This is a genomic window from Stenotrophomonas mori, assembly GCF_023556335.1.
GTDB classification, from domain to species: Bacteria; Pseudomonadota; Gammaproteobacteria; order Xanthomonadales; family Xanthomonadaceae; genus Stenotrophomonas; species Stenotrophomonas mori.
The window spans coordinates 213,282-234,963 of record NZ_JAIKTS010000003.1 but is presented as its reverse complement, the minus strand read 5'-3'; the positions used below and the strand labels follow the sequence as shown (position 1 = coordinate 234,963).

Genomic DNA, 21,682 nt, shown 5'->3' with positions numbered 1-21,682 from the left:
CCGCTCAGTAATGCACGACCGAGCGGATCGACTTGCCTTCGTGCATCAGGTCGAAGGCGTCGTTGATCCTGTCCAGGTCCATGGTGTGGGTGACGAACGGGGCCAGTTCGATATCGCCCTTCATCGCGTCCTCGACCATGCCCGGCAACTGGCTGCGGCCCTTCACGCCACCGAAGGCGGTGCCCATCCACTTGCGGCCGGTCACCAGCTGGAACGGACGGGTGGAGATTTCCTGGCCGGCGCCGGCCACGCCGATCACCACGCTCTGGCCCCAGCCGCGGTGCGCGCACTCCAGCGCGGCACGCATCACCTCGACGTTGCCGATGCACTCGAAGCTGTGGTCCACGCCCCAGCCGGTCATCTCCACGATCACCTGCTGGATCGGCGTGTCGTGGTCCTTCGGGTTGACGCAGTCGGTGGCGCCGAACTGCCGGGCCAGCTCGAACTTGGACGGATTGGTATCGATGGCGATGACGCGGCCGGCCTTGGCCTGGCGCGCGCCCTGGATCACCGCCAGGCCGATGCCGCCGAGGCCGAACACGGCCACGCTGTCGCCCTCCTGCACCTTGGCGGTGTTGTGCACCGCGCCGATGCCGGTGGTGACGCCGCAGCCGAGCAGGCACACATGCTCCGGGTTGGCGTCCGGATTGATCCTGGCCAGCGAGACGTCGGCCACCACGGTGTACTCGCTGAAGGTCGAGCAGCCCATGTAGTGGTACAGCGGCTCGCCGTTGTAGCTGAAGCGGCTGGTGCCGTCGGGCATCACGCCCTTGCCCTGGGTGGCACGCACCGACACGCACAGGTTGGTCTTGCCGCTCTTGCAGAACAGGCACTCGCCGCACTCGGCGGTGTACAGCGGGATCACGTGGTCGCCCGGCTTGACGCTGGTCACGCCCTCGCCCACTTCCACCACGATGCCGGCGCCCTCATGGCCCAGCACCACCGGGAACAGGCCTTCCGGATCGTTGCCGGACAAGGTGAAGGCGTCGGTGTGGCAGACCCCGGTGTGGGTGATCTTGACCAGCACTTCGCCGGCCTTCGGCGGGGCGACGTCGATCTCGACGATCTGCAGCGGCTGGCCCGGGCCGAAAGCGACGGCGGCACGTGATTTCATGGGTCTCTCCTGTTGCGGTGGTTCGTGGTTGGGCAGGAACGGCGTCGCGCGCGACGGCACTTCATGGCGGACGCTCCACAGGCCGCCGGGAAGCGCTCCTTCGCGATCGGGGCCGCCCCCTACTTGAGATAGGAACGGATCAGGCCGGACATCTCGGTCACGCGCGCGGCCCGCTGCGCGGCCGACTGCGCCGGCCGGCCGAACTCCTCGCGCAGGTGCGCCTCCATGACCTCGGACATCAGGCCGTTGACCGCACCGCGGATCGCCGCGATCTGCTGCAGCACCGGGCCGCAGTCGGCACCGGCCTCCAGCGCGCGCTCCAGCGCATCGCACTGGCCGCGGATGCGCCGCACCCGCGCCAGCACCTTCTTTTTTTCTTCCGGCGAATGCGGCATCCACTGCCTCCAATCCTGTACTGGGGGACAGTATATTGGAATCGGCCGGACCGGGCAGCCGGTACCCGGACCCCCTCGTTTCCGGCGGCCACGGCACCACCGCCGGCTTCGCGCATTCGGGGACAGCCACGGGCCCGTCCGGCACGCAGGGCCCGGCTCCGGAGCGGGATGGCGTCCCTCCCCGCCGTGCCGCCATCCGCCGCCGGACCGGCCGGTCGACCCACGCACAGGGTCCGGGATGCAGGCAAAGGCCCGCACGCCACTTTCTCCGTGACCCACCGTGACGGCCACAGGACAGCCTCGGCGACCGCCCTGCAGGAGCACAGGCATTCGTCCCGGATGCCTGCCGCGCGGCCAGCCCGCAGGCATGCCGGCTCGACGCGCCGGCGGCAACGGCCGCTCCCAGTGCCGGCACGGTGCCACCGCCGGGCCCAGGGCAGGCATAGACCATCGGTCATTGACCAATGGTCGGTCATGCTCCAGAATGCCCGCACCCCCTCCCCATGCCGGCCTGTCCCATGCGTCGTTTCCAACGCCCTGCCCTGGTCCTGGCCGCCTACCTGGGCACGTTCCTGGCGTCGCTGGACATCAGCATCGTCAACGTCGCCCTGCCCACCCTGCAGCAGGCACTGGATACCGATATCGCCGGCCTGCAATGGGTCATCAACGCCTATGCGATCGCGCTGTCGGCCTTCATGCTCTCGGCCGGGCCGCTGGCCGACCGCCACGGACACCGGAGGATGTGGCTGATCAGCGTGACCCTGTTCACCGCCGGCTCGCTGCTGTGCGCCATCGCCTCCGGCCTGCCCATGCTGGTCGCCGGACGCACGGTCCAGGGGGTGGCGGGAGCTCTGCTGATCCCCAGTGCGATGCCCATCCTCAGCCGCGCCTTCCCGGACCCTGCGCAACGCGCGCGTGCGATCGGCGGCTGGTCCGCATTCAGCGCCCTGGCGCTGGTGCTCGGCCCGCTGCTGGGCGGCGTGCTGGTGCAGTGGATCGGCTGGCAGAGCATCTTCCTGATCAACCTGCCGCTGGGCCTGCTGGCGCTGCTGCTCGGCGCCTGGAGCATTCCCGAATGGCGGCATCCGCAGCAGGCCGCCCTGGACCCCGCAGGCCAGCTGCTGAGCATCCTGGCCCTGGGCGCACTCAGCTATGGCCTGATCGGCATCGGCGACCGCGGGATGGAGGATCTTTCAACGCGTGGCGCACTGCTGCTCGCGGTGGCCGCGCTGGCGGCCTTCGCCTGGGTCGAGCGCAGGGCCCGGCGGCCCCTGGTACCGCTGGAGCTGTTCGCCGACCGGCGCTTCGGCGCGCTCAACCTGGCCTCGTTCGCACTGGGCTTCACCGCCTACGCCAGCCTGTTCTTCCTCTCCCTGTTCTTCCAGCAGGCGCAGGGGCACAGCGCGGCCCGCGCCGGCGTGCAGCTGTTGCCGCAGTTCCTGGCGATGGGCGTCGTCTCACTGCTGTTCGGACGCCTGGTGGCCCGCCTGGGGATGGACCGGGCGCTGACCGCCGGCTATGCGCTGGTGGCGCTGGCGCTATGTGCGATCGCCGCCTTCGACGCCACCACCCCGGCCCTGCCGGCCAGCCTGGCGCTGGTCGTACTGGGCGCCGGCATGGGCCTGGCGGTGCCGGCCACCGGCCTGGCGGTGATGGCGCAGGCGCCGCCGGAACGCGCGGGCATCGCATCGGCCACCATGAACGCCCTGCGCCAGGCCGGCATGAGCCTGGGAATCGCGCTGCTCGGCAGCCTGATGAGCCTGCGCGCCACCCACCACCTCGGTACCCGGGCCGCCGCCCTGGGGGAATCGACACTGGCCACGCAGGCCCGCGCACTGGTCCAGCATCCGGATGAGGGCATCCTCACCGCCCCCGCCCTGCTGCTGTACCGCGCCGCCGTGGCCAGCGGGTTCGCCTGGGCGATGGCAGTGTCTGCCCTGGCCATGCTGGCGGTGGCATGGGTACTGCAGCGCAGCCGGCCACCGGCGTCCCGCTGATCCCGCGCCCACCTTCCGCGACGCGGGATGGAACGCCGCGCCGCCCCCAAGGGCTCAAGACGCCGAGGCCGCCGCGGCATCGTCCAGCGCGCTGGCACGCTGCCAGGCCGGCCGCGCCCGCAGCCGTGCCGCGTACTCCACGAACACCGGCTGCTCCGGCAGCGTCCGGAACATGAGGCCCCACAGCACCTGGCTGCCCAGGTAGACGTCGGCGGCGCTGAACCTTGCCCCCAGCAGCCAGGGCGCGGCGCCGGCGACCGTCAGTTCCAGGGTGTCCACCACCCGGTCGAAACTGCCGTACCCGACCATCCCGGCCTTCTCCGCCGGCGCCAGCAGGCCCAGCGCCCGGGCGCTGACCGCGGCCTCCACCGGGCCCGCAGCAAAGAACAGCCAGCGGAAATAGGCGCCGCGCAGCGGGTCGTCCGGCGCCGGTGCCAGTCCCGCCGCCGGAAAGGCATCGGCCAGGTAGCTGCAGATGGCCGCGGTCTCGGTGACCACTACGCCGCGGTGGACCAGCGCCGGCACCTTGCCCATGGGGTTGATCGCCCGGTAGGCGGGCGCCTTCACCCCGGCCCGCAGGTCCAGCAGCTCGGCCCGGTAGGGCACGCCGAGCTCTTCCAGCATCCAGCGAACCATGCGGCCCCGCGACTGCGGGCTGGTATAGAAAACGATTCCGTCCGTCGTTCCGGCCATGCGTGCCACCTCCAGCGTAGGTCGCACGCAGTCTAGCAATGCCGTCCGCGGCCCCGCGGTCAGTAGGCGAACTCGCGGAACACCGGGTCGACGCGGCCGTTCCAGGCGCCGTGGAACAGCGCCAGCTTGCGCTCGGCGGCGGTCTTTCCGGAATCGACGATCTCCTGCAGCACGTCCAGGAAGCGGGTCTCGTCCTGGCCGTCGGCATTGAGCGCGGCGCGCCGCCGCAGGCCCTCGCGGGAGATCTCCAGCGCGCGCCGCGCCAGGTCGCGCACGCTGCCGCCGCGGAACGGCAGGTTCATCGCCTGCTCCGGTACACCGTCGCGCAGGGCATGGCGCTCGGCCAGGCTGAAATCCTTCACCAGGTCCCAGGCAGCGTCCAGCGCGGTCTGGTCGTACAGCAGTCCCACCCAGAACGCCGGCAACGCGCAGATCCGGCTCCACGGGCCGCTGTCGGCGCCGCGCATCTCCAGGTACTTCTTCAGGCGCACTTCCGGGAAGGCGGTGGTCATGTGGTCGGACCAGTCGCGCAGCGTCGGCAGCGCGCCCGGCAACGCCTCCAGCCCTCCCTCCAGGAAGCGCCGGAACGACTGTCCGCTGAGGTCGTGGTACACGCCGTCGCGATACGAGAAGTACATCGGCACGTCGAGCAGGTAGTCCACGTAGCGCTCATAGCCGAACCCGTCCTCGAACACGAAATCGAGCATGCCGGTGCGGTCCGGGTCGGTATCGGTCCAGATCTGCGAGCGGTAGCTCAGGTAGCCGTTGGGACGGCCCTCGGTGAACGGTGAATCGGCGAACAGCGCGGTGGCGATCGGCTGCAGCGCCAGCGACACGCGGAACTTCTTCACCATGTCCGCTTCGCTGGCGAAATCCAGGTTGACCTGCACCGTGCAGGTCCGGGTCATCATGTCCAGGCCGAGCGTGCCGACCCGGGGCATGTAGCGCTTCATGATCTGGTACCGCCCCTTGGGCATCCACGGCATGTCCGCGCGCGCCCAGCGGGGCTGGAAGCCCATCCCGAGGAAGCCGAGCTGCAGCTCGCCGGCCACCTGCGCCACCTCGTTGAGGTGGGTGCCGGTCTCCACGCAGGTCTGGTGGATGCTCTCCAGCGCGGCGCCGGACAGCTCCAGCTGCCCGGCCGGCTCCAGCGACACCGAGGCGCCGTCGCGCAGCAGGGCGATGGTGTTGCCGTCCTCCCGCACCGGCTCCCAGCCGAAACGGGTCAGCCCGGCAAGCAGCGCGGCGATGCCGCGCTCGCCCTCGTAGGCCGGCGGACGCAGGTCGTCGAGGCGGAAGCCGAACTTCTCGTGCTCCGTGCCGATGCGCCACTGCGTCTTCGGCTTCTCGCCCGTGGCGATGCTCTGCAGCAGCGTATCGCGGTCGGTGATGGGGGTGTCGGCGACGTGGCTGGGACTCGACAAGGTCTGGCTCGCACGGTTCGGTTCAGGGCGGGGACATGGGGGTCGGCCCCCGGCATCACAAGAACCGGCCCGGTGCCCGCGGCGTCGGCCCTGGGTCCTGTTACCGGCATGGCCAACGGCGGTGTGCACCCGCGCCATTCCATCCAGGACCGCAGGCCTGCGCTCACGACGCACTCGCGAACCGGTTCCTGGCGCGCACTATATCGTGGCCATCATTGCCGGCATGTGGATGTGGCGGATTTCAGCATCCCATCGGTGACCGCATGCCCGGCGGCCGTAAGCGCGGCACGCATGCGACAACCCACATCGCCGCCCCCTACACTGGCGCCATGGACCGCCCCGCACATACGGAAACCCACCGCTCCGACCGCGTCGGCTGGCTGCGCGCCGCCGTGCTCGGCGCCAACGACGGCATCGTCTCGGTCGCCGGCCTGGTGGTCGGCATCGCCGCCAGCGGCGCCCCGGCCTCCACGGTGCTGGCCACCGGCGTGGCCGGCACCGTGGCCGGCGCCATGTCGATGGCCGCCGGGGAATATGTCTCCGTGCAGTCGCAGGCCGACACCGAACGCGCCGACCTGGCGCTGGAACGGCACGAGCTGGACAGCGACCCGCACACCGAGCTGGAAGAGCTGGCCGGCATCTACCGCCGCCGCGGCCTGTCGCCGGAGCTGGCGCACGAGGTGGCCATACAACTCACCGCCCACGATGCGCTGGGCGCGCACGCGCGCGATGAACTCGGCATCACCGACGAACTCCGTGCGCGGCCGCTGCAGGCGGCCCTGGCCTCGGCCGCCGCGTTCGTGGCCGGTGCCGCCCTGCCGGTACTGACCGCCCTGCTGGCGCCGCATGCCCGGGTGGCGCCGATCACCACCCTGTCGACCCTTGCCGGCCTCGCCGCCACCGGCGCCATGGCGGCCCACGTCGGTGGCGCGCCGCGCCTGCGCGGGGCCCTGCGGGTGATGTTCTGGGGCGCCCTGGCGATGGCCGCGGCCGCCGCCATCGGCACCCTGTTCGACACCCGCAGCGGCGGCTGATGGAGACCGGCCCGCAGCCCGCCGCGGCGCTGCTCGCACAGTTGGCGACGCTGGCCGACTGCCCGCGCGCCGAAGGCTACGCCTGCGTCACCGCGCGCCGCGAGCATGGCGCCTCGTCGGTGGAGATCCCGCACCCGCAGTTCGCGATCCTGCTGCAGGGCCGCAAGCGCGCAAGCGTTGCCGGGAAACGCCTGGAGCTGGCCCCCGGCGACCTGTTCCTGGTCACCCGCCGCTGCCGGATCGACGTGGTCAACCTGCCCGATCCGCACACCGGCCTCTACCTCAGCGCCATCGTGCCGCTGTGCAGCGAGGTGCTGGCCGCGGCACGCGCGCTGTGGAGCGGCCCGTTGCCCGGGCCCGGCGATACGCTGACTCGCCTGCCGCTGGCCGCGCACGGCACGCCGCTGCTGCACTGGCGCCAGGCCCTGGAGCGCGGCGACTACACCGGCGCGCGGCTGGCCCTGGCCGCCCTCACCGTGGCGTTCTGCAACCAGGGCCAGGGCGGCCTGCTGGTTCCCCCGGCGCCCAGCCTCGGCGACCGCATCCGCGACCTGGTCGCCGCGCATCCGGACCGCGCCTGGCAATCGCGCGACTTCGAAGCGCACCTCGGCCTCAGCGGCGCCACCCTGCGCCGCCGCCTGGCCGCCGAAGGCGCTCCCCTGCGCACACTGGTCGGCGACGCCCGCCTGGCCCATGCCATGCAGCTGCTCTACACCTCGCGCCTGCCCCTGAAAACCGTCGCCGCGCGCGCCGGCTACCGCTCGCTGTCCAGCTTCAACCGGCGCTTCGCCGAACGCTACGGCATGGACCCCTCGGCCATCGGCAACAGCTGAACCGTCCTGAGCGGCGCGCGGCGCATTCTGAGCGGTACGCGCGCACGCCCCGGCGCAGCATGGAACGCCCGCGGCACCGCCGCCTGTCCTGGAACCTTCCGCCATGCCCCTGCCCCCGCTCCGCCACCTCGCCGCCGCGGCCCTGCTGCTGCTCGGCTGCCCCGTCCAGGCCGCCACCGCCCATCACCCCGGCACCCAGGTCCCCGGCGTGTACCACCAGCGGATCGGCGACCTGCAGGTCACCGCGCTGTTCGACGGCACCGTCGCCCTTGGCCGGCAGGAGCTGGTCGGCATCGATCCCGGCGCCGTCGTCCGCCTGCTCGACCAGCGCTACGTCCCGGAGGACGGCAAAGGCCTGCAGACCGCGGTCAACGCCTACCTCGTGCAGCGCGGCACGCACCTGATGCTGGTGGACGCCGGGACCGCGCAGTGCTTCGGTCCCGGGCTCGGCCAGGTGCTGGGCAACCTGCGCGCGGCCGGCTACGACCCGGCGGAGGTCGACGACGTACTGCTGACCCACGCCCATCCGGACCATCTGTGCGGGGTACTCGACGCCGACGGCCGGCCGGCCTTCGCCAAGGCCACCGTCTGGCTGTCGCAGGCCGACGCCGACTATTGGCTGGATCCGGACAATGAGGCCCGCGCACCGCGGGCGCTGCGTTTCGCGTTCCCGCTGGCCCGGGCCGCGGTGGCCCCCTACCAGGCGGCCGGGCGGCTGCGGCGCTTCGCTCCCGGCACCCCGCTGCCGGCCGGCGTCACCGCGGTGGATACCCACGGGCATACCCCGGGCCATGTCTCATGGCGCATCGACGGCGGCAGCGGACAGCTGCTGGTCTGGGGCGACATCGTGCACTTCCATGCGGTGCAGTTCGCCCGGCCGGAGGCCAGCTACGAGGCCGACAGCGACCGTCCCGCCGCCATCGCCAGCCGCCGCCGGATCATGGCCGAGGCCGCCGCGCGCGGCAGCTGGGTGGCCGGCGCGCACCTGCCGTTCCCCGGCCTGGGCCATGTGCGCAGCGAAGGCGACGGCTTCGCCTGGGTGCCGGGCGAGTTCTCGCCGCTGGTCCCTTAGCCCGCTGGCCGGTCGCCGCCGTCCGGCGCCGGCGGGTTCAGGCCCAGCCAGGCACCGATCACCGACCGCGCCTGGTCCACGCCCAGACGCGATTCGCCGGAAAAGGTCTGCACGCCGACGGTGTCCCCGTAGGCGGCCACCAGTTCCTTGCGGACCTTCTGCAGCGCCAGCCCCTGCTGCCCACGGCCGAGCTTGTCGGCCTTGGTCAGCAGGGCATGCGCGGGCAGGCCGCGCTGGACCGCGTAGGACAGCATCTGCCGGTCGTAGTCCTTCAGCGGATGGCGGATGTCCATCACCACCACCAGTCCGCGCAGCGCCTGGCGGGTGCGGAAATAGGTGTCGATGAAGGCCTGCCAGTGCGCCTGCAGATCCTGCGGCACCTTCGCGTACCCGTACCCGGGCAGGTCCACCAGGTGCGCTTCCGGGGTCACCTGGAAGTACACCAGCTGCTGGGTGCGCCCGGGCGTCTTGGAGACCCGGGCCAGCGCGTTCTGGCGCGTCAGCGCGTTGAGCGCGCTGGATTTCCCGGCATTCGAGCGGCCGGCGAACGCCACTTCGGCACCCGCATCGGGCGGCAATTGCCGGGCGTTGTGGGCGGAAAGCAGGTAATGGGCGCGTTCTAGGAGCTGTGACATGGGACATAGGATCGCATGCCGCGGCGCCGCATGCGGCATCGCGCGTTGACCCTGCGAGGAAACGGCGCCGATAATCCGACCGATGCCGGCCGGGAACCCGCCCGGCCTGTCCAACACGGAGCTTCCGCATGCGCCATGCTCGTGTCTCAGCCATCACCGCCTTCGCCGTTCCGCTCATCGCCGTCGTCGCCTTCGCACAGAGCTCGGTCATCCCGGTGCCCGACAACGCCCCGGTGCAGACCGCGCCGCTGGAGATCGATCTCGGCAAGACCGTGGCCGGCGACGCCGCCGCCGGCGAGGAGAAGGCGCAGGTCTGCGCCGCCTGCCATGGCGCCGACGGCAACTCCCCGGTGGAGATGTACCCACGGCTGGCCGGACAGAGCGAAACCTATACCGCCCGGCAGCTGGCGCTGATCGCCGGCGGCCAGCGCACCGAGGGCGCGGTGGCCGCCATGCTGCCCTTCGTGCAGGACCTCACCGCGCAGGACATGCGCGACATCGGCGCGTTCTACGCCGGGCAGCGCAGCGGCGCCGGCGTGGCCGACGACATGGTGATCGAGGACGGCCCGTATGCCGGCACGAAGTTCTACGAGATCGGCCAGAAGCTGTACCTGGGCGGTGACGCCGGCCGCGACATCCCGGCCTGCTTCGCCTGCCACGGCCCCACCGGCGCCGGCAACCCGGGCCCGGCCTACCCGCACATCGGCGGGCAGTACGCCGGCTATGTCGCCCAGCGCCTGCAGCACTACCAGGCCGGGCAGACCCAGGAGACCGACCCGTCGCAGTTCCGCATAATGGCCGAGGTCGCCGCCCGCCTGACCGAGCAGGAGATCCAGGCCCTGTCCAGCTACGTCCAGGGCCTGCACGCGCGGGCCGACGACGGCGACCTGGCCAGCGCTTCCCCCCGGCCCTGATCCGCTGCGGCCGCCGCCGCGGCCCGGGCCTTGTTCGCGGCTACGCCGACCTCCGCGGTCGGCGTATCCATTTCAGCTTGGAGAATCCCCATGAAACGTTTCCCGCGACTGTTCCTCCTGCTGCTGGCGCTGTCGCCGCTGGCCGCCTGCGCCGCCGATACGAAAGCACCGGTGGAAGGGCAGGACTACGAACTGATCGCCGAGCCCGGCCCGTTCGCACCGCTGGCCGGCAAGATCGAGGTGGTGGAGGTCTTCGGCTATCCCTGCATCCACTGCGCCAACTTCGAACCGCAGCTCTCCGCCTGGGCGGCGAAGCTGCCGGCCGACGTGCGCCTCACCCTGGTGCCAGCGGCCTTCGGCGGCCACTGGGACGCCTATGCGCGCGCCTTCTACGCCGCCGAACAGGTCGGCGTGCTGGAACGCAGCCATGGCGACCTGTTCAAGGCCCTGCACCAGCGGCAGAGCCTGCCGATGCAGAACGTGTCGCCGCAGGAACTGGCCGGGTTCTATGCCGGCTACGGGGTGCAGCCGGAGCGCTACATCGAGGCGCTGCGCAGCGCCCAGGTCGATGAGAAGCTGCAGGCGGCACGCGACTTCGCCATGCGCGTGCGGGTTCCCGGCACCCCGGCGCTGGTCGTCAATGGCAAGTACCTGGTGAAGGGCAGGAACTTCGACGAGCAGCTGCGCGTCGCCGACGCACTGGTCGCGCGCGAACGCGCCGCCGGGGCGGCCCGCTGAGCGTCCGCCGGCCGCCCCGGCGGCCGGTTCAGACAACCCCGCACATAATGGCATCATGCGTCCCGCGGCCGCCCACGACGGCCTGACGACCCGACGAATTTCCGCTGGAGATCCACCGATGAAGATCCGCTTCGTACTGGCCCTGACGGCCCTGCTTCCGCTGATGGTCGCCTGCAAGGCCCAGGACGGCTCCGCCGACGCCGTCGCCCCGGCGACCGACGCGCAGCCGGCGGCCGCCGCCGAAGCCGCGCCCGCCCCCACGGCCACACCCGCCGCCGAGGGCGAGGGCGAGGGCGAGACCACCGCCCCGGCCCAGGCCGCCAGCGGCGAGGACGCCCCCTCCGCGCCGGCCCCGGTTCCGGCACAGGCGCGCCTGGTCGGCCCGGAGCCGGTCGCCGGCACCGACTACGTGGTCATCGAAGGCGGCCAGCCGATCCAGCCGGCCGTCGGCAAGATCGAAGTCGCCGAGTTCTTCGGCTACGTCTGCCCCGCCTGCGCCCGCTTCCAGCCGCTCATCGGTCCCTGGAAGGCCGGCCTGCCGTCGGACGTCAGCTTCGTCTACGTGCCGGCCATGTTCGGCAGCATGTGGGACGACTACGGCCGCGCGTTCTACGCCGCCGAGGCGCTGGGCGTGCAGGAGCAGACCCATGAAGCGCTGTATTCGGCCATCCATGTCGAGCAGTCGCTCAAGGGCGAGCGCGGCCGCGATTCGGTCGAGGACATCGCCGCGTTCTACGGCAAGTACGGGGTTGATCCGAAGGCCTTCGCCGACACCATGGGCAGCTTCTCGGTGGTGGCCAAGACCAACCGCGCCAAGCAGTTCGCCCAGCGCAGCAAGATCGGCGGCACCCCGTCGCTGGTGGTCGCCGGCAAGTACCTGGTCAAGGGCAAGGGCTTCGACGACATGCTGCGCATCGCCGACCACCTGATCGCTCGCGAACGCGCCGCCAACGCCAAATGACGCCTCCGCGGCCACGCCCGCCGGGCGTGGCCGCCGCGTCCTGACCGCCGTGAAATCCCCCCCCCACACCCTGCGGTTGCTGACGGCCAACATCCAGGCCGGCTCCAGCACGCGCCGCTACAGCGACTACCTCACCCGCAGCTGGTCGCACGCGCTGCCGGCCGGCAGCAAGCGCTCGAGCCTGGACGCCATCGCGCGGCTGGCCAGCGGCCGCGACATCGTCGGCCTCCAGGAGGCCGATCCCGGCAGCCTGCGCTCGGGCTTCACCAACCAGACCCACTACCTGGCCCAGCGCGCCGGCTTCAACTACTGGAGCCACCAGCCCAACCGGCGCATGGGCGGCGTCGCCTCCAGCGCCAACGGACTGCTCAGCAAGCTGGAACCAGTGGAGGTGCAGGACCACGCCCTGCCCGGCCGCATCGGCGGCCGTGGCGTGCTGCTGGCACGTTTCGGCGATGGCCGCGAGGGCCTGGCGGTGGCCGTGGCCCACCTGTCGCTGGGCGTCGGCTCGCGCCTGTCGCAGCTGGACTTCATCGCCGACCTGCTGTCCAGCTATCCCAACGCGGTACTGATGGGCGACTTCAACTGCATGGCCGAACGCCCGGAGATGCAGGTGCTCTACCGCAAGACCCGGCTGCAGCCCCCCGGGTGCCTGGTACCGACGTTCCCGAGCTGGCGGCCGGAGCGGGCGATCGACCACATCCTGATCAGCGACACCCTGCGGACCGTCGATACCGCGGCCGTCGCCGCCGCCCATTCCGACCACCTGGCACTGGCGATGCAGGTCGAAGTACCGCGCAACAGCCTTCGCTGAACCCGGCACGGCGTCCCGGGCCTGCCGGCGCGGCCCCGGTCTCCGCCGGCAGGCCGGACGGCGTCGCCCGCCGCTTCCAGCTCGAAATCCGGCAACCGCCGGTGGCTGCCGCCGCGGAGCGTGGCCCCGCCAGAGGCCTCACGCGGCGGCGGCGGGCGCCGGCGGAGGACGCCGCCGCGCGGTCGCCGCGCTGCCCACCGAGGCCAGCACGGTCAATGCGATCGCCAGCCACTGCAGGCCACTGAGGTATTCGCCAAGCAGCAGCAGCGCCCACAGCGCGGCCACCGCCGGCTCCATGCTGATCAGGATGCCGAAGGTCTCCTTCGGCAGGCGCTTCAACGCCATCATCTCCAGCGACATCGGGATCGCGCTGGAGACCACCGCCACCAGCAGCCCCGCCAGCAGGACCTGTGGCTGCAACAGCAGCGCGCCGGCGTGGACCACCCCGACCGGCACCACCACCAGCGCCGCCGCGGTCAGCCCCAGCGACACCGAGTGGCCGGCATGCAGGTGCCCGGCGCGCTTGCCGAACACGATGTACAGGCCCCAGCAGGCCGCCGCCCCCAGCGCGTACAGCACCCCGGCCGGGTCCAGCGCCGGCGCCCCGCCCAGCGGCAGCAGCAACAGCAGCCCGGCCACCGCACAGCCCACCCAGAGGAAATCGACCGGCCGCCGCGAGGACAGCATCGCCACCGTCAACGGCCCGGTGAATTCGATGGCCACCGCGATGCCGAACGGAATGGTCCGCAGCGCCATGTAGAACAGCAGGTTCATCAGGCCCAGGGTCAGCCCGTAGCGCAGGATCGACACGGCATCGGCGCGGCGGGTGTGCCAGCGCCAGGGGCGCCACAGCAGCAGCAGGAACAGCGCCGAAAAGCCCACCCGCAGCGCACTGGTGCCCTGGGCGCCGATCAACGGGAAAAGATGTTTGGCATAGGATGTGCCGATGGCCAGCGAAGTCACCGAGCCGAGCACCGCCAGCACCGGCACCAGCGGCGCGAATCGGGAAGTCTGCATGCGCCCAGTGTAGGGTGGCGACGGCGAGCGATGGACTCGATTGGCCTTCTTCCAGCGCAACTTTTCCTCATCATGAGCACGCCTTCCGACATCGACGCTTTCGACCGCGCCATCCTCGCCCTGCTGCAGCGGGACAACAGCCTCGCGCAGCGCGAGATCGCCGAGGCCGTGCACCTGTCCGCGCCGGCCGTGCAGCGGCGCATCCGCCGCCTCCAGGACAGCGGCGTGATCGCCCGCAACGTGGCCCTGCTCGACGCCGCGCGGGTCGGCCGTCCGCTGACCGTGATCGTCGAGGTCCGCATGGTCAGCGAACAGCGCGCGCAGGTGGCGCCGTTCAAGCGCCGCATACAGGAGGAGGCCGCGGTACAGCAGTGCTACTCGATCACCGGCGACGGCGATTTCCTGCTGGTGCTGGCCGTGGCGTCCATGGACGAGTACGAGGCCATCAGCGAACGCCTGTTCGGTGCGGACGACAACGTCGAGCGCTTCCGCACCTCGGTGGCGCTGGGCACCCTCAAGCGCGATTTCGCACTGCCGCTGTAGCCGGGCGTCCGCCGCACGCCGGTGGATCCGCAGCCCGGCATGCAGCGGCCGGCCGGGCGCGTTCAGGCGCGAGCCGGGATCGCCGTCCCGCTGTTGACGACGCCCCGGCTATGCTTTGCCGATGAAACCGACCCCCTGCCTGCTGCCCCTCGCCACGGCGCTGCTGCTGGTCTGCACCAGCGTCGGCGCCCAGTCCCTGGATGCCCGGCGCGAGGCCATGCGCCGGGCGATCGACCAGGCCGAGCGCGGCCAGTTCGACGCCACGGCCGCCGCCGCCCTGCGCGACCACCCGCTCTACGGCTGGCTCGAATACAGCGCACTGCGGCGCGGCATCGACAGCCTCGACACCGCGCGCGCGCAGGACTTCCTCAAGCGTTACCAGGGCCAGGCCGTGGCCGGTGCCTTCCGTGCGGTCTGGCTGCCGGCACTGGCGCGGCGCCAGGACTGGCCGGCGCTGCTCGCCAACTGGCAACCGGGCAACGATCCGGGGCTGCACTGCGCGCAGCTCAATGCCCGTCTCGCCACCGGCCAGGCCGATGCCGCCTGGACCGGCGAGGTGCAGGCGCTGTGGCGCAGCAGCGGCAAGTCGCTGCCCGACGCCTGCGACCCGGTCTTCGCCGCGCTGGCCGAACGCGGCGGACTGACGCCGGCGCTGCGCTGGGAGCGCATCGACGCCGCCGCCGACGCCCAGCAGCCCGGCGTCATGCGCCACGCCGCCCGCGGCCTTCCCGCCGCCGAACTGGCGCAGGCCAACGACTATGCGGCCTTCGTCGCCCAACCCGATGCCCGCGCCCTGAACTGGCCGAAGACCGCCCGCAGCCGCCGCATCGCCGCCGACGGCCTGGCCAAGCTGGCCAGGACCGACCCCGACGGCGCCGAACGGCAGCTGCCGCAGTACGTCCAGGCCCTGGCCCTGGAACCGGCGCAGCAGGCGCAGGTGCGCTACCAGATCGCCCTGTGGACGGTGGCCTCCTACCTGCCCGATTCGGCCCGGCGGCTGGCCGCGGTGCCGGAATCGGCCTACGACGAACGGCTGCACGAATGGCGCACGCGCGAAGCCCTCGCCCGCGGCGACTGGCCGGCCGCGCTCGCCGCGATCCGGCGGATGCCCGAGGCGCAGCGCGGCGATTCGCGCTGGCGCTGGTTCGAGGCACGCATGCTGGAGAAGACCGGGAACGCCGCCGATGCCGCACCGCTCTTCCGCGCCGTGGCCGGAGAACCGACCTTCCACGGCTTCCTCGCCGCCGACAAGCTGGGACAGCCCTACGCCCTGTGCCCATGGACCCCCGGCGACAGTGCGCAGGCGCGGGCCACGGTGGCCCGCGACCCGGCGCTGGTGCGTGCGCTGGAGCTCTCCAAGCTCGCGCGCCCGGCCTGGGCCGCGCGCGAATGGGCCGATGCCCTGAGCCGCTTCGACGACACCCAGCGCCGTCTGGCCGTGGAGACCGCCAGCGAACAGGGCTGGTTCGACCGCGCCGTCTTCGGCCTCAAGGGCGGCCAGGAAATGCGCCTGTACACGCTGCGCTTCCCGCTGCACCACGGCGACACGATCCGCCGTGAAGCCGCGCGCAACGCCCTGGATCCGGCATGGATCGCCGCCGAGATCCGCGCCGAGAGCATCTTCAACCCGAACGCCCGCTCGCCCGCCAACGCCATGGGCCTGATGCAGGTGCTGCCGGCCACCGGCGCCGCCGTCGCCAAGCGCATCGGCCTGGCCGGCTATGGCGGTGCCGCCAGCCTGTACGACCCGGACACCAACATCGCCCTCGGCAGTGCCTACCTGCGCCAGTTGCTGGACACCTACGACGGGCTGCCCTACGTCACCATCGCCGCCTACAACGCCGGCCCGACACCCACCGCGCGCTGGCTGTCGCAACGGCCCGGCTACGACCCGGACCTGTGGATCGAGACCATCAGCTACAAGGAGACCCGCGAGTACGTCGCCCGCGTGCTCGCCTTCAGCGTGATCTACGACTGGCGCCTCAACGGCAAGGCGGTGCCGCTGGGCGACCGCATCGCCGGCCGCGTCGGCCCGCCCTCGCGCGGCTTCGCCTGCCCGGCGCCATAGGTCCGCGCACGGCGCGCCACGTCCGGCGGTGCCCGCCTGGGCGGACCCGCCAGGGAGCGCGCAGGGTTTTGCCATCGCCGCGTTTCCACGCATCATGCCCGGCATGAAGACCTATCTCGTCGGCGGCGCGGTCCGCGATTCCCTGCTGGGGCTGGATGCCGGTGACCGCGACTGGGTGGTGGTCGGCGCCACCCAGCAGGACATGGAAGCGCGGGGGTTCAAGGCCGTGGGCCGGGATTTCCCGGTGTTCCTGCATCCCCGCACCGGCGAGGAGTACGCCCTCGCGCGCACCGAGCGCAAGAGCGGGCGCGGCTACCGCGGCTTCGTGGTCGACGCCGATCCGTCGGTGACCCTGGAGCAGGACCTGCAGCGTCGCGACTTCACCCTCAATGCCATCGCCCGCGACGAGGACAGCGGGGAACTGGTCGATCCGTGGGGCGGCGTGCGCGACCTGCAGGCGCGGGTGCTGCGCCACGTCGGACCGGCCTTCGTCGAGGACCCGCTGCGGGTGCTGCGCGCGGCCCGGTTCATGGCGCGCTTCGCGCCGCTGGGCTTCACCCTCGCCCCGGAAACCGCGGACCTGATGCGACGGATCGCCGCCAGCGGCGAGCTGGAGGCGCTGGTGCCCGAGCGCATCTGGCAGGAACTGCGCAAGGCGCTGCGCTCGCCGCGGCCTTCCGCATTCCTGCGCACCCTGCACGACACCGCTGCGCTGGCGTCGATCCTGCCGGAGGTGGAAGCGCTGTACGGCGTGCCGCAGCGCGCCGAGTTCCACCCGGAAGTGGATACCGGCGTGCACCAGGAACTGGTCAGCGACATGGCCGCGCGGCTGGCGCCGGGCGACGACCTGATCGGCTTCGCCGCGCTCACCCACGACCTGGGCAAGGCGCTCACCCCGGCGGACCAGCTGCCACGCCACCTCATGCACGAACAGCGCGGACTGAAACCGCTGGCGGCGCTGTGCGAACGCCTGAAGATACCCGCCGACCACCGCCAGCTGGCCGAGGCGGTGTGCCGCGAACACCTCAACGTGCACCGCATCGACGAGCTGCGCGATGCCACGGTGCTGGAGCTGATCCGGCGCTGCGACGGCTTCCGCCGTCCCGAACGCATCGCACAGATGGCGCTGGCCTGCGAATGCGACAAGCGCGGCCGGCTCGGTTTCGAGGACAGCGGCTACCCGCAGCGCACCACGCTGCTGCGCCTGCATGCGGCCGCGCTGGCGGTCAATGCCCGCGACCTCGCCGCCGGGGGTCTGAGCGGCCCGGCGGTGGGCGAAGCCTTGAAGAAGGCACGCATCGCCGCGGTCCAACGGGCCCGTCGGACCGTGCGGCCGGATGCGGAAGCCCCCTGATCCGGTGACGGCCGCCTGCGCATGGCGGCCCAGCCGCGGCCCTTGCCCCCCGCCCGACGGCGGGCAGCGGGACCCGCGCGGACGGCTCCTCAGATCTTCAGGTAGATCCCGCGCCTGTCCATCCAGGCCAGCGGCCACCACCACAGCGCGACGAACGCCAGGGCCATCGCCAGCGAGGCCGCCTGCGCGCCGGCCAGCGGCGTCAGCCAGCGGTCGAACCCATGCTGCCAGAGCCCGTTCCAGCTGCCGGTCGCCATCATGGCCAGCACCATCGCCGAGGAGCCGGCGTACGCCGTGATCGCATTGACCCCGAACCGGCGGCCCACGGGCGGCCACTGCCTGCAATCGACCAGGATGTGCGCCAGCCACAGCGCCGCCGACGCCCACCCGGCCGTCCACAGCACGTAGGAGGGCGTCCACAGGTTCTTGTTGAACGGCAGCCAGTGCGACCACAGTGCGCCGGCCGCCAGCAGCAGCAACGCGGCCGGCAGCAGCCGCCAGGGACGCCGGCGCAGCAGTGCACCGGCATGCAGGCCCACCAGAGTGGACGCCAGTGCCCCCAGCGTGGACAACAGCCCTTCCGGGTCGTGCCCCTGGCCGGTGGCCGGGTCATGCTGGTAGAGCAGCGGGCCCAGCAGGGCGGTGTCGACGCGGCTGGGCAGGTTGGTCAGCGGCGCCAGCGAGCCGCCGATGGCAAGCAGTGCCGCATAGCCGGCCAGCAGCGCGCCGAGGCACAGCCCCTGCGTGCGCGGCCGCAGCCAGATCGCTGCCAGGCCGCCCGCGGCGAAGCACACGCCGATCCGCTGCAGCACGCCCAGCGGCCGGTAATGCGGCAGCTCCAGCCACCACCAGGCCAGCAGGTGCAGCAGCATGCCCAGCCCGATGATGCGCAGCGCGCGCATCAGCACGCTGCGGGTCAGCGCTCCGCGGTCGGCGCCCTGTTCGACGCGCGGCACCACGCCGAGTCCGATCGAGACGCCGACGACCACCAGGAAGAACGGGAACACCAGGTCGGTGGGCGTGCAGCCGTTCCACTCCGCATGCGCCAGCGGTGCGTACACATGGCTCCACGTACCCGGGTTGTTGACCAGCAGCATGGCCGCCACGGTGAGGCCGCGCAGTGCATCGACCGAGGCGTAGCGGGCGGGTGCTTGGCTGGATTGGGAGCGGGTCATCAAGGGTGTCCCGTGGAAACACGGTGTCGGAGGCTGGCAAGCCCTGCATGGGAAAGCGGTTGACCCGCTCTTCGGTCAGTTGAAGAACACGACCGCCTTTGCCGGAACCACACGCAGAGGCTTGCTGTTGCTGTTGCTGTTGCTGTTGCTGTTGCTGTTGCTCGTGATCTTGACTTGCCGGGTGCCCTTCCGCAGCGACGGCGCCGACGGACAAGCCCCCGCAAGGGGCGACGTGCAGGGAGCCACGTCGTCGTTCGACGCGACCGGGATGCCTCGTCGAGGACTCCCGGCGGCGGCGTGGACCCACGGCACGTCGGTGCCGTGGGCACGGAGGCAGGGCCTGCCTTCTCCGGTTACCTTCGCTCTGCACGAACAAAGAGACGTAACGCGCTCACGCGAAGCGCGTTGCCGCGCCCTGGGCCGATCAACACGGGGCTTCGTACGATCAAACGCTACGAGGCGTCACCCGTATCCCACTCCGCGGCTCGAAGGCATGCATGCCCGTGCCGCGGAAACCGTGCCTTCCCGGCCCGAAGGGTGAGGAGCTCCCTCATTCCCGCTGGCCGGCGATCCAGGTGGCCTGTACCTGCAGCGCCTCGTCCAGCAGCACGAAGTCCGCCTGGTAGCCCGCCGCGATGTGGCCATACCGGTCCTCCATGCCCAGGAACTGCGCCGGATAGGTCGACGCCATGCGCGCCGCTTCGGCCAGCGGCAGCCCCAGCAGGCCGACCGTGTTGCGCACCGCGGTGGCCATGTCCAGCGCCGAGCCGGCGAGCGCCCCGGCGGCATTGCGCACCACGCCGTCCACGGCGGTGATGACTTCGCCGTACAGCGCGAACGAAGGATCGTCCGCGCCGACCATCGGCATCGCGTCGGTCACCAGCAGCACCTTGCCGCGCGGCTTGGCCGCCAGCGCCACGCGCAGGCTCGCCGGGTGCACGTGCACGCCGTCGACGATCACCCCGCACCAGCTGTGCGGATCTTCCAGCGCGGCACCGACCACGCCCGGCTCGCGCCCCTGCAGGGGCGTCATCGCGTTGTACAGGTGGGTGAAGCCGGTGATGCCCGCATCCAGCCCGGCGCGGGTCTGCCGGTAGTCGCCGGCGGTGTGCCCGGCGCAGACGATGGCACCGTTGGCGACCATCGCCCGGATGGTCTCGACCGGCACGCATTCGGGCGCCAGCGTGATCAGGGTGGTGCCGTTGTCGAGCGAGGTCGCCATCGCGACTTCGTCAGGCCCCGGTACCCGGAACTTGCCCGCATCGTGCGTGCCCTTGCGCGCCGGCGCGATGTAGGGGCCCTCCAGGTGGATGCCCAGGATCCCGGGCACCCCTTCGGCGATGGCCTGGCGCACCGCTGCGATGGCCGCCGCCATCACCGCCGCGTCGTCGCTGATCAGCGTCGGCAGCATGCCGGTGGTGCCGAAGCGCCGGTGGCCGCGCATCATCGCGCGCAGGGCGTCCACGTCCGGGGTGTTGTTGAGCAGCGCGCCGCCGCCGCCATTGACCTGCACGTCGATGAACCCCGGCAGCAGCCAGCCGCCGCCGAGGTCGTGGCGCGGCACCCCGGCCGGCAGCGAGGCCTCCGGCACCACCGCGGCCACCACGCCCTGCTCCACCAGCACCGCGTTGCCGCGGTGGAAATCGTCGTTGCCCAGCACCTGGGCATTGGTCAATGCGAATCCACTCATTTTCCGGCTTCCGTCTGTCCCGCACCGGGAAGGCGCGGGGGGGGGTGGGGCCCGCCGTCCACGCCGGGGCGTGCGGCCGGGGCGGCCGGGCGGGCAGCGGCGCGACGGCCGTCGGCCGCCTCGCCAGCGGCCCGTGCCCGCCAGGCCAGTGTCCGCCGCGCACCGGCGCGGCCGGGTGAATCAGACCGTCTCGGTCACCTTGTTCAGGTGCGGCGGAAGGTCCGGGTTGTGCCCGCGGCGCAGGGCCAGCGCATTGATCGCACGGTAGAAACTCTGCACCACCAGCAGCGGCGCGCACAGCGGATGCGGCGCGTCGACCACCGGCAGGTTGCCGCCCTCGCCCGCCAGCCACACGCGTGCGCCGCGCGCGGCGAACTCGTCGGCCAGAGCACGGGTGCCGGCGCCCGTTTCGTCCGGCTGCGCAAAGGCCAGCACCGGGAAGCCCTTGCCGACCAGCGCCATCGGGCCGTGCTTGACCTCGGCCGAGCTGTAGCCTTCGGCATGCAGTCCGCAGGTCTCCTTGAACTTGAGCGCGGCCTCCTGCGCCGCGGCCAAGCCCGGCCCGCGCCCGACCACGAACAGGTTGTGGGCGTCGGCCAGGCCATCGCTCAACGCGTGCCAGTCGCATTCCCAGGCCTTGCCCAGCGCCGCCGGCAAGGCATCCAGCGCGGCCACCAGGGCCGGATCGTCCTTCCAGTAGGCGCCCAGCTGCAGGATCGCCGACAGCGAGGCAAGGTAGCTCTTGGTCGCGGCCACGCTGCGCTCGGCGCCGGCGCCCAGCGGGATCACGGTGTCGGCCAGCTGCGCCAGCGGCGAATCCTCGACGTTGACCAGGGCCACCACGCGCGCGCCGGAGGCCTTGGCCGCTTCGGCGTTGCGCAGCAGGTCCGGGCTCTTGCCCGACTGCGAGATCACCAGGTACAGCGCCCCCTGCAGGCGCTGCCGCGCTTCATAGACCGACCCCACCGACGGCGACGCCGACGCCGTCACCACGCCGAGCTGGGTCTCGAACAGGTACTTGGCGTAGGTGGCGGCATGGTCGGAACTGCCGCGCGCGCAGGTCACCACGAACGGCGGCGGGGTGCGCCGCAGCTCGGCGGCCAGGGCCTGCACCACGCCCTGGTTGCGGGCCAGCTGGGCGGCGATCACGGAGGCGCTGGAACCGGCCTCGTTGAACATCAGGGTTTCGGTCTCGCTGGGCAACATGGAAG

The 21,682-nt window shown here is 71.9% G+C and carries 20 protein-coding genes; 11 read left to right on the top strand and 9 right to left on the bottom strand.

All coding sequences use genetic code 11. From position 1 onward, the window contains the following. Positions 1 to 4 precede the first annotated feature (4 nt). Together K5L01_RS10530 and frmR are read right to left on the bottom strand one after the other, a co-directional pair. Entirely contained in the window at positions 5 to 1,114 is a 1,110-nt protein-coding gene (locus K5L01_RS10530; protein ID WP_250064348.1) for an S-(hydroxymethyl)glutathione dehydrogenase/class III alcohol dehydrogenase, read from the bottom strand. A gap of 119 nt (positions 1,115 to 1,233) precedes the next feature. Continuing rightward, a complete protein-coding gene (gene frmR / locus K5L01_RS10525) occupies positions 1,234 to 1,509 on the bottom strand; it encodes a formaldehyde-responsive transcriptional repressor FrmR (RefSeq protein WP_250064347.1) in 276 nt (91 codons plus the stop codon). Between the two features lie 518 nt (positions 1,510 to 2,027). Here frmR and K5L01_RS10520 point away from each other — a divergent pair. Further along, entirely contained in the window at positions 2,028 to 3,506 is a 1,479-nt protein-coding gene (locus K5L01_RS10520) for an MFS transporter (protein WP_250064346.1), read from the top strand. Between the two features lie 54 nt (positions 3,507 to 3,560). Here the strand turns inward: K5L01_RS10520 and K5L01_RS10515 are convergent, their stop codons facing one another. Both K5L01_RS10515 and K5L01_RS10510 read right to left on the bottom strand, forming a co-directional pair. Continuing rightward, a complete protein-coding gene (locus K5L01_RS10515) occupies positions 3,561 to 4,199 on the bottom strand; it encodes a glutathione S-transferase family protein (RefSeq protein WP_250064345.1) in 639 nt (212 codons plus the stop codon). A 59-nt stretch (positions 4,200 to 4,258) separates the two neighbouring features. Next, positions 4,259 to 5,623: a glutamate--cysteine ligase gene (locus tag K5L01_RS10510; protein ID WP_250064344.1), complete on the bottom strand. Its 1,365-nt coding sequence runs from the start codon at positions 5,621 to 5,623 to the stop codon at positions 4,259 to 4,261. Positions 5,624 to 5,952: 329 nt separating this feature from the next. Between K5L01_RS10510 and K5L01_RS10505 the strand changes: the two genes are divergently transcribed. The 3 genes from K5L01_RS10505 (at position 5,953) to K5L01_RS10495 (ending at position 8,562) form a co-directional block, all read left to right on the top strand. Further along, positions 5,953 to 6,657: a VIT1/CCC1 transporter family protein gene (locus K5L01_RS10505; protein WP_250064343.1), complete on the top strand. Its 705-nt coding sequence runs from the start codon at positions 5,953 to 5,955 to the stop codon at positions 6,655 to 6,657. After that, complete coding sequence (locus K5L01_RS10500; protein ID WP_250064342.1) at positions 6,657 to 7,490, top strand: helix-turn-helix domain-containing protein; 834 nt, start codon at positions 6,657 to 6,659, stop codon at positions 7,488 to 7,490. The genes K5L01_RS10505 and K5L01_RS10500 overlap by 1 nt, the downstream gene beginning before the upstream one ends. Positions 7,491 to 7,593: 103 nt before the next feature. After that, positions 7,594 to 8,562: an MBL fold metallo-hydrolase gene (locus tag K5L01_RS10495; protein ID WP_250064341.1), complete on the top strand. Its 969-nt coding sequence runs from the start codon at positions 7,594 to 7,596 to the stop codon at positions 8,560 to 8,562. Here the strand turns inward: K5L01_RS10495 and yihA are convergent. After that, positions 8,559 to 9,197: a ribosome biogenesis GTP-binding protein YihA/YsxC gene (gene yihA / locus K5L01_RS10490; RefSeq protein ID WP_250064340.1), complete on the bottom strand. Its 639-nt coding sequence runs from the start codon at positions 9,195 to 9,197 to the stop codon at positions 8,559 to 8,561. The two genes, K5L01_RS10495 and yihA, sit on opposite strands and share 4 nt — an antisense overlap. Positions 9,198 to 9,325: 128 nt before the next feature. Here yihA and K5L01_RS10485 point away from each other — a divergent pair, with 128 nt between their 5' ends. From K5L01_RS10485 to K5L01_RS10470, 4 genes are all read left to right on the top strand, one after another. Beyond that, a complete protein-coding gene (locus tag K5L01_RS10485) occupies positions 9,326 to 10,111 on the top strand; it encodes a c-type cytochrome (RefSeq protein ID WP_250064339.1) in 786 nt (261 codons plus the stop codon). A gap of 90 nt (positions 10,112 to 10,201) precedes the next feature. Further along, positions 10,202 to 10,849: a thiol:disulfide interchange protein DsbA/DsbL gene (locus tag K5L01_RS10480; protein WP_250064338.1), complete on the top strand. Its 648-nt coding sequence runs from the start codon at positions 10,202 to 10,204 to the stop codon at positions 10,847 to 10,849. Positions 10,850 to 10,967: 118 nt separating this feature from the next. Then, entirely contained in the window at positions 10,968 to 11,810 is an 843-nt protein-coding gene (locus K5L01_RS10475; protein ID WP_250064337.1) for a thiol:disulfide interchange protein DsbA/DsbL, read from the top strand. Positions 11,811 to 11,886: 76 nt separating this feature from the next. Then, positions 11,887 to 12,624: an endonuclease/exonuclease/phosphatase family protein gene (locus tag K5L01_RS10470; RefSeq protein ID WP_250064607.1), complete on the top strand. Its 738-nt coding sequence runs from the start codon at positions 11,887 to 11,889 to the stop codon at positions 12,622 to 12,624. A gap of 138 nt (positions 12,625 to 12,762) precedes the next feature. Here K5L01_RS10470 and K5L01_RS10465 read toward each other — a convergent pair whose 3' ends face one another. Beyond that, entirely contained in the window at positions 12,763 to 13,641 is an 879-nt protein-coding gene (locus K5L01_RS10465) for an EamA family transporter (RefSeq protein ID WP_250064336.1), read from the bottom strand. Positions 13,642 to 13,713: 72 nt separating this feature from the next. On the opposite strand from K5L01_RS10465, the gene K5L01_RS10460 reads away from it, so the two are divergent. The 3 genes from K5L01_RS10460 (at position 13,714) to K5L01_RS10450 (ending at position 17,606) form a co-directional block, all read left to right on the top strand. Further along, positions 13,714 to 14,184: an Lrp/AsnC family transcriptional regulator gene (locus K5L01_RS10460; RefSeq protein WP_250064335.1), complete on the top strand. Its 471-nt coding sequence runs from the start codon at positions 13,714 to 13,716 to the stop codon at positions 14,182 to 14,184. A gap of 121 nt (positions 14,185 to 14,305) precedes the next feature. Continuing rightward, on the top strand, positions 14,306 to 16,252 hold the full coding sequence (locus K5L01_RS10455; RefSeq protein WP_250064334.1) for a transglycosylase SLT domain-containing protein: 1,947 nt from the start codon (positions 14,306 to 14,308) through the stop codon (positions 16,250 to 16,252). A 103-nt stretch (positions 16,253 to 16,355) separates the two neighbouring features. Continuing rightward, the gene (locus K5L01_RS10450; protein WP_250064333.1) at positions 16,356 to 17,606 is read left to right on the top strand and encodes a multifunctional CCA addition/repair protein; all 1,251 of its coding nucleotides are present in this window, start codon (positions 16,356 to 16,358) and stop codon (positions 17,604 to 17,606) included. An 89-nt stretch (positions 17,607 to 17,695) separates the two neighbouring features. Here the strand turns inward: K5L01_RS10450 and K5L01_RS10445 are convergent, their stop codons facing one another. The 3 genes from K5L01_RS10445 to K5L01_RS10435 form a co-directional block, all read right to left on the bottom strand. Next, entirely contained in the window at positions 17,696 to 18,781 is a 1,086-nt protein-coding gene (locus K5L01_RS10445; RefSeq protein ID WP_250064332.1) for an acyltransferase family protein, read from the bottom strand. Between the two features lie 550 nt (positions 18,782 to 19,331). After that, positions 19,332 to 20,471: an N-acetylglucosamine-6-phosphate deacetylase gene (gene nagA / locus K5L01_RS10440; RefSeq protein WP_250064331.1), complete on the bottom strand. Its 1,140-nt coding sequence runs from the start codon at positions 20,469 to 20,471 to the stop codon at positions 19,332 to 19,334. 180 nt (positions 20,472 to 20,651) lie between these two features. Further along, positions 20,652 to 21,677 (bottom strand): SIS domain-containing protein, encoded by a 1,026-nt coding sequence (locus K5L01_RS10435; protein WP_250064330.1) that lies wholly within the window; start codon positions 21,675 to 21,677, stop codon positions 20,652 to 20,654. Between the last annotated feature and the right edge of the window lie 5 nt (positions 21,678 to 21,682).

Coding starts and splice junctions, on each gene's coding strand:
- K5L01_RS10530 (WP_250064348.1), bottom strand. CDS start 1,114: ATGAAATCACGTGCCGCCGTCGCTTTCGGCCCGGGCCAGCCGCTGCAG.
- frmR (WP_250064347.1), bottom strand. CDS start 1,509: ATGCCGCATTCGCCGGAAGAAAAAAAGAAGGTGCTGGCGCGGGTGCGG.
- K5L01_RS10520 (WP_250064346.1), top strand. CDS start 2,028: ATGCGTCGTTTCCAACGCCCTGCCCTGGTCCTGGCCGCCTACCTGGGC.
- K5L01_RS10515 (WP_250064345.1), bottom strand. CDS start 4,199: ATGGCCGGAACGACGGACGGAATCGTTTTCTATACCAGCCCGCAGTCG.
- K5L01_RS10505 (WP_250064343.1), top strand. CDS start 5,953: ATGGACCGCCCCGCACATACGGAAACCCACCGCTCCGACCGCGTCGGC.
- K5L01_RS10500 (WP_250064342.1), top strand. CDS start 6,657: ATGGAGACCGGCCCGCAGCCCGCCGCGGCGCTGCTCGCACAGTTGGCG.
- K5L01_RS10495 (WP_250064341.1), top strand. CDS start 7,594: ATGCCCCTGCCCCCGCTCCGCCACCTCGCCGCCGCGGCCCTGCTGCTG.
- yihA (WP_250064340.1), bottom strand. CDS start 9,197: ATGTCACAGCTCCTAGAACGCGCCCATTACCTGCTTTCCGCCCACAAC.
- K5L01_RS10485 (WP_250064339.1), top strand. CDS start 9,326: ATGCGCCATGCTCGTGTCTCAGCCATCACCGCCTTCGCCGTTCCGCTC.
- K5L01_RS10480 (WP_250064338.1), top strand. CDS start 10,202: ATGAAACGTTTCCCGCGACTGTTCCTCCTGCTGCTGGCGCTGTCGCCG.
- K5L01_RS10475 (WP_250064337.1), top strand. CDS start 10,968: ATGAAGATCCGCTTCGTACTGGCCCTGACGGCCCTGCTTCCGCTGATG.
- K5L01_RS10465 (WP_250064336.1), bottom strand. CDS start 13,641: ATGCAGACTTCCCGATTCGCGCCGCTGGTGCCGGTGCTGGCGGTGCTC.
- K5L01_RS10460 (WP_250064335.1), top strand. CDS start 13,714: ATGAGCACGCCTTCCGACATCGACGCTTTCGACCGCGCCATCCTCGCC.
- K5L01_RS10455 (WP_250064334.1), top strand. CDS start 14,306: ATGAAACCGACCCCCTGCCTGCTGCCCCTCGCCACGGCGCTGCTGCTG.
- K5L01_RS10450 (WP_250064333.1), top strand. CDS start 16,356: ATGAAGACCTATCTCGTCGGCGGCGCGGTCCGCGATTCCCTGCTGGGG.
- K5L01_RS10445 (WP_250064332.1), bottom strand. CDS start 18,781: ATGACCCGCTCCCAATCCAGCCAAGCACCCGCCCGCTACGCCTCGGTC.
- nagA (WP_250064331.1), bottom strand. CDS start 20,471: ATGAGTGGATTCGCATTGACCAATGCCCAGGTGCTGGGCAACGACGAT.
- K5L01_RS10435 (WP_250064330.1), bottom strand. CDS start 21,677: ATGTTGCCCAGCGAGACCGAAACCCTGATGTTCAACGAGGCCGGTTCC.